This is a genomic window from Rudaea sp. (genome assembly GCF_036560865.1).
Taxonomy (GTDB): Bacteria; Pseudomonadota; Gammaproteobacteria; order Xanthomonadales; family Rhodanobacteraceae; genus Rudaea.
The window spans coordinates 1-6,168 of the sequence record NZ_DATBQK010000136.1; the positions used below are offsets into that span (position 1 = coordinate 1).

The 6,168-nt window shown below is 64.8% G+C and carries 5 protein-coding genes; 1 reads left to right on the forward strand and 4 read right to left on the reverse strand.

Annotated features, from left to right (window positions below; genetic code table 11):
- Nucleotides 1–1,119: carboxy terminal-processing peptidase (locus VIE67_RS13275; protein WP_332026923.1), on the forward strand; the 1,119-nt coding region annotated here is incomplete at its 5' end.
- Nucleotides 1,120–1,642: 523 nt separating this feature from the next.
- Here VIE67_RS13275 and VIE67_RS13280 read toward each other — a convergent pair.
- From VIE67_RS13280 to VIE67_RS13295, 4 genes are all read right to left on the reverse strand, one after another.
- Complete coding sequence (locus tag VIE67_RS13280; protein ID WP_332026924.1) at nucleotides 1,643–3,019, reverse strand: leucyl aminopeptidase family protein; 1,377 nt, start codon at nucleotides 3,017–3,019, stop codon at nucleotides 1,643–1,645.
- A 58-nt stretch (nucleotides 3,020–3,077) separates the two neighbouring features.
- Nucleotides 3,078–3,773 (reverse strand): HAD family hydrolase, encoded by a 696-nt coding sequence (locus VIE67_RS13285; protein WP_332026925.1) that lies wholly within the window; start codon nucleotides 3,771–3,773, stop codon nucleotides 3,078–3,080.
- 9 nt (nucleotides 3,774–3,782) lie between these two features.
- Complete coding sequence (locus VIE67_RS13290) at nucleotides 3,783–4,922, reverse strand: substrate-binding domain-containing protein (protein WP_332026926.1); 1,140 nt, start codon at nucleotides 4,920–4,922, stop codon at nucleotides 3,783–3,785.
- 266 nt (nucleotides 4,923–5,188) lie between these two features.
- Nucleotides 5,189–6,168, reverse strand: a 980-nt coding sequence (locus VIE67_RS13295; RefSeq protein ID WP_332026927.1) for a PDZ domain-containing protein, incomplete at its 5' end; no start/stop codon positions are given.

Here is a 6,168-nt window from a genome sequence, read left to right on the forward strand (position 1 = left end):
AAGGTCGAAGGCGTACTCATCGATCTGCGCAACGACGGCGGCGGCTCACTCAACGAGGCGACCGATCTCACCGGCCTGTTCATCGACAAGGGTCCGGTGGTGCAGGTGCGCAGTGCGGATGGGCGCATCACGCCGGAAGACGATCAGAACGCCGGCATGGCGTGGAGCGGTCCGCTGGCGGTGCTGGTCAATCGCAACTCGGCTTCGGCCTCGGAAATCTTCGCCGCGGCGATCCAGGATTACGGCCGCGGCCTGATCATCGGCGAACCGACCTACGGCAAGGGCACGGTGCAGAACCTGCTCGATCTCGACCAGATGCACGGTAACGAAAAACCGACCTATGGCGAGCTGAAGATGACGATTGCGCAATTCTTCCGCGTCAACGGCGGCTCGACCCAGTTGCGCGGCGTCACCCCGGACATCAAGTTCCCGGTCACCGGCGATTTCGACCAGAATGGTGAACAGTCCTACGACAACGCGCTGCCGTGGACCTCGATCACGGCCGCGGACTACGTGCCGACCGGCGATCTGAAAACGATCGTGCCGATGCTCGAAGCGCGCCACGAAAAACGTACCGCCAGCGAAAAGGAATGGCTGGCGCTGCAGGCCGACATCGCCGATACGCGCAAGCTGCGCAAGGAGACCACGATCTCGCTCAACGAGCAGGCGCGCCGCCAGGAGCGCGACGAGCAGGAGGCCAAGCGCAAGCAACGGCATCCGGAACTGGCGGACGTTTCGTCAGCCTCGCCGACTGCCACCGCTGCAGTACCGCCGGTCAATCAAGGCGGCGACGCCAATTCCGTCGCGCGCGCGAATGTCGGTGCGGCGAATGACAAGGCAGCGGTCGACAAGCCGCTGATCGCGCAGTCGAATGCGGCCAAGAACATGGTCAAGCGCGGCCCCGGCGACAACGCGAACGAGGACGACGGTCTGCAGGCCGACGAGCGCAGCCTCAAGTCCGATCTGGACGAGGAGAAAAAGCGCAAGGCGGCGAAGGATGTCGTGCTCAACGAAGCCGCGCACGTCCTCGCCGACGAAGTCGACCTGCTGCACGCCGACACCAAGCTTGCCGCACGCGTGCTGCCGCACACCACGGTCGGCAAGGATGTGGTCGACTGACTCGACCGCTCCGCTCTGGATTCTTTTGCTCGTCATTCCCGCGGCTCTCAACAGCGAAGCTGGTCAAGCCGGAATCCAGTTCCTCGCTTTTGCTCTTCCAAAAGCAAAGGCTTTCACTCGCCTGCTGCGAGCGAGTCACTTTTCTTCAGCAGCGAAGAAAAGTAACCAAAAGACGCCGCCCCCGATGTCGCGCTCGCGCGATAAAGCCGTGCGAGTGCGTGAGCGCATGGCGGGGTTCGCTTGACGTACGTCCATGTACGTTCGCGAACGCGCGCGCCTCCTGCGCGCGCCCCTGCGGGCGATTCCGCCATGCACTCACCGCGACAAAGGGGTAAAGGTCAAAAGCCAGTTCAAAAACATGATCAAAAAGCAGCGTCGCCGCCGCGGTGGATCAGTCCAAGAGGATGGCGCGCAGGCGACGGCATGGATGCCGGATTCCCGCTTGACCAGCTTCGCTGTTGAGAGCCGCGGGAATGACGAGCAAAGAGCAGAATTTCCACAATGCAACATTGTGGAAACACAACTACGCGCGATAACGCTCCGTCAACATCGCAAAGCACGCGCGCAGGCCGAGCGCTTCGCCGCCGGCGGGCCGGCCGGGTTTGTCTGCGTCGTTCCACGCGTAGGTGTCGAGGTGCATCCACGGCGTCGCCTGCGGCACGAAACGTTCCAGGTAGAGTGCGGCGGTGATCGCGCCGGCGTGCTTGGACACGCTGGCATTGGCCAGATCGGCGATGCGCGAGTCGAGCAGCGCGCGATACGGTGCCCATAGCGGCATATGCCAGAGCGGGTCCTGAACCTTGCGCCCAGCGGCGATCGTCGCGTGCGCGAGTTCTTCGCGATTGCTGAACAACGCCGGCAAATCGGGGCCCAGGGCCACGCGCGCTGCGCCCGTGAGCGTGGCGAAATCGACGATCAGATCGGGCTTGGAATCGCTCGCGTACGCCAGCGCATCGCAGAGCACGAGGCGTCCCTCGGCATCGGTGTTGTCGATCTCCACGCTGACACCGCCACGCGTGCGGATCACTTCGCCGGGCCGGTAGGCATTGCCCGCGACCGAGTTCTCGACCGCCGGAATCAACAGGGTCAGACGCACCGGCAGGTTTGCGCGCAGCACGAGTTCGGCCAGCGCGATTGCATGTGCCGCGCCGCCCATGTCCTTTTTCATCCAGCGCATGCCATCGGCGGATTTGAGATCGAGGCCGCCGGTGTCGAAGCACACGCCCTTGCCGATCAGCACGAGATGCGGATGCCTGGCATCGCCCCAGGTCAGTTCGGCCAGGCGTGGCGCGCGGTGACTGGCGCGGCCGACTGCGTGTATGGTCGGAAAGTTGTGCGCGAGCAGGTCGTCGCCGACCCATTCGCGATAGGTCGCGGCGTGCGCCTGCGCGAGCGACTTCACTTCGGCAGCGAGTTCGGCCGGTCCCAGTTCTTCGGTCGGCGTGTTGACCAGATCGCGCACGCGCCGCGTGGCGTCGAGGCGCGCCTCGATCGCGCGCAGCGTTGGCGTGTCGAGCGCGAGTTTGGCCGGTGCGCGCGCGGCTTTGCGATAGCGCGTGAATTGATACGCGCCGAGCCCCCAGCCGAGCGCGGCGCGCTTAGCATCGAGCGCAAGGCCGTCTTCGCTGAGGCGGTAGTTGCCCGGCGGCAGCCTGAGCGGCAAGCCGGCGAGCGCGTAAAGATCGTCAGCCGCGGCCACACCCGCGAGCACGCGTTTCAGGCCGCCCTTGGCGTCTGGCAGCAGGCAGAACGTGCCGGGCTCGGCGCGGAAATCGTTTGCCGCGATCCACTGCGTCATGCTCTTGCCGAGGTTCGGCAATATGTTGCGCAGTGAAGCTTTGGTCACCGCCGTCAGCGGCGTGGTGTGCGCGGCGCGCTGGATTTCGATCAGGCCTTGCATGGGATGTCCTCGACGGTTGGCGACGACGCGGCACGACCTGCCGCGGACGGCTGTGGATTCAGGCGGCTGCGCTGAATTGGTCCAATACTTCGGCAAGCTCAGCCAGATCGCGTACGACCAGATCGGGCGTGGCTGCTGGGGCATGCAATGCACCACCGCGATTGAGCCAGACGCAGCGCATGCCGGCCGCGTGCGCGCCGGCGACATCGAGCTCTGGATCGTCGCCCACATGCAGCACGGCTTCGGGCGGCAGGCCCAGGCGCGCGCAGGCGGCGTGGAAAATTTCCGGCGCGGGTTTGGCCGCACCGAAGTCGCTGGCATAAAGGCAGAAGCGGAACAGATGATTCAGGCCGATCGCGTCGAGGTCGGCATTGCCATTGGTGATCGCAGCCAGCGGATAACGCGCGGCGAGCCGCTGCAGCGCCGGCAGCGCATCGGCGTAGCACTGCACTTCATTGCGCGCGGCGTAGAACGCGCTGAAAGCCGCCTCGACGTGGCCCTCGTCATAGCCGTGCGCGAGCAGCGCGGTTTGCAGCGACAGGCGCCGCTGCGCGGTGAAGTCGTGCGCCAGATGCGGATTGTCGGTGGCGACGCGATCGCGCAGCGTGCGCATCGCCTCGATCGGATAGGCGACTGCGCTGCGCGGACAATGCGTACGCAACCAGGCGTCCAGGCGTTGCTCGGCATTGACCATCGCCGGCGCGATCGGCCACAAGGTGTCGTCCAAATCGAAGGTGATGGCGCGTACGCGCATGACGCAGTTTCAGTTGCTCTTGTCCGCCGCCTGGGCGGCTTTCTTGTCTGCTGCCGCCTGTGCCGCGCGCTGCTTGGCTGCCTGCGCTTCCAGGGAATTGGGTTGGGTGCGCAGCAGATAGTCCGCGGTCGCATTCGGTGCGGACACGCGCTTCGGTGTCTCCACTGGCGCGGCGCTGATGTGCGCATCGACAAACGCCACGCGCTGGTCTCTCTTGGCGACAAGGTCCGGCGCGTCGTCGTAGGGCAGCAGCTGGTGTTTGCGAATGATCGCCTTGCCGGCATCGGAACTGGCGTACTTGATGAACTTCTCCGTCGCTTCGCGATTCTTGCCGTCGTCGCGCGAGGCCAGATACAGAACCGAATACAAGGGGTAGCTGCCGTCGGCGATGCTCGCGGTGCTCGCGCTGGAACCTTCGACGCTGAGAATCTTTATCGCCTTGTTGGCGTACACCGCCGACCACGTGGTGAAACCGAGGCCATGCGGATCGATGGTGATGCCGTCTTCGAGCTTGACCGTGTTGAGGTACAGGCGCGGCACGGACACCGCCTGGTCGCCGCGGTGATAAAGCAGTTCGCGCAGGCTGTATTCAACGCCGTCGAGCGGGCCGGCCACCGCGTAAAGATTGATCGGCTCGTCCGCGCCGCCCAAGTCCTTCCAGCTGGTCATGCGGCCGAGGTAGATTTCATACAGTTCCTGCAAGGTGACATTGTTGACCGGATTCTTCGGCGAGGTGATCGGCACCAGCGCATCCCAGGCGACCGGATAGAACGTCATGCCGGTCTCCTCGCTGCGGCCGGGCATCGCCGGACGCGCGCTGCCGGCAATATCGGCGCCGCCCTCGTGCACCGCATCGATGCCGGAGATCGTGCTGAACGGCTGCATCGTTACCTTGCCGAGCTTGCTCAATTCGTACTGTTTGACCAGATCGGCGACGAAGCCGCGCTCGGTGGCGCGGTCGCCGCGCCAGATGATGGCCGTTGCCGCAGGCGGTGCCTTGGGTTTGGCCACGGCAGCCGCTGCTTTTCTCGGGGCAGGTTTGGCCGCCGCGGCCTGCGCCTGCGCGCAGTCGAGATTAAGTGCGGCCACGGCGAATACGGCGACCAGCCCGAGCAGGCGGGTGGAAGTATACTTATACACTAATTTCACGTCTGGATCCGCCGGCAGAAAACGGGCTGGCATTATCACCTAGTCCCGTCTTCGCTGCATCGTCCAGGCTTATTGGTAGTGGGTCAGTTTGAGATAATGCTCCGTTCGCCCTGAGGTACGACCGCAGGAAGTCCCTGTGGGATCGAAGGGTGAACGGCACGCAGGATTGCCACTCATGGTTCGATACGCGAAGCGTACCCCGGTCTGAGCTTGTCGAAGGCTCACCACGAACGGACAAAAGAATTTCAAACTGACCCACTACCGACTTATTGCATGTTCAGCAGATACTGTTCGCCGCCACGCACGATCGACAGCTGCAACTGGCGCGGCGTGCGTGCGGACAGCGGTTTCAAGTCGGCGAGCGTATTGATGCGCACCTGATTGACGCCGAAGATCAGATCGCCGGCCTTGAGGCCGTTCTTTGCCGCGTTGCTGTCGGCGACGATGCGCAGCACGCTGACGCCGCCGATGTCCTTGCGCCGCACGCGCTCGCTGACGTCGGCAAGTTCGGCGCCGGCCATGCGCGCGTCGAGCTTGGCGCCGTCGAGGCTGCTGATCTCCTCGGCGGCGAGGCGCGCGCTCAGGGTCAGCGGCTTGCCCTCGCGCAGCAGTTTGAGTTCGATCGCGCTGCCGATCGGGGCGATGCCTTCGGCGTTGTAGACGTCGTCTTCGGTCTGCACCGGCTTGCCGTTGGCCGCGACGATCACGTCGCCGGGCTGCAATCCGGCTGCGGCGGCAGGCGACTCGGGTCGCACCTGGGTCACCACCGCGCCTTTCTGGTCGGTCTTGCTGCCAAGCATGCGCGCGATTTCCGCGGTGAGCGTCTGCACCTGCGCGCCGAGCGTGCCGTGCTTGACGCTGCCGGTGGCGATCAGCTGGCGCATCACATCGCTGGCCAGATTCGACGGAATCGCAAAGCCGATGCCGACATTGCCACCCGAGGGCGAGTAGATCGCCGAATTGACGCCGACCAGTTCGCCGCGCAGGTTGACCAGGGCGCCGCCGGAATTGCCCGGATTGATCGAGGCGTCGGTCTGGATGAAGTTCTGGTAGCCGAGGCCGCGCAGGCCGGTACGCGACAGCGCCGAGACGATGCCCGAGGTCGCGGTCTGGCTCAGACCGAACGGACTGCCGACCGCGACGACGAAATCGCCCACGCGCAACTGGCTCGAATCGGCGAGCGACAGCGCGGTCAAATTCTGCGCCGGAATCTGGATCACGGCGATGTCGGTATCCGGATCGTTGC